This window comes from Pseudomonas sp. SHLD1, from assembly GCF_028640935.1.
In the GTDB taxonomy this organism is placed as follows: domain Bacteria; phylum Pseudomonadota; class Gammaproteobacteria; order Pseudomonadales; family Pseudomonadaceae; genus Chryseomonas; species Chryseomonas aestiva.
The window spans coordinates 1-229 of sequence record NZ_JAQZAD010000004.1 but is presented as its reverse complement, the minus strand read 5'-3'; the positions used below and the strand labels follow the sequence as shown (position 1 = coordinate 229).

The window sequence follows — 229 nt, the reverse complement described above, 5'->3', positions numbered from 1 at the left end:
GGCTTGACCATATAACACCCAAACAATCTGACCGCGGTCAGAGCGTGAGGAAGACGACGCCGAAAACGGCGCGTGGGTTCGCAAGACCCAAGACGAGTTGTCTACTTCGATCACAGACCCAATTGGGCCAGCCAGGCACGCAGCATCGCCTGGTCAGCCAACCGAATTGCTTGACGAACATAGAGCATTGGAACCACCTGATCCCTTCCCGAACTCAGAAGTGAAACGA

The 229-nt window shown here is 55.0% G+C and carries 1 rRNA gene; it reads left to right on the top strand.

The features are described from left to right. Positions 1–169 precede the first annotated feature (169 nt). Positions 170–229: ribosomal RNA gene (rrf, locus tag PVZ77_RS25930) — 5S ribosomal RNA — on the top strand; the annotation flags it as partial.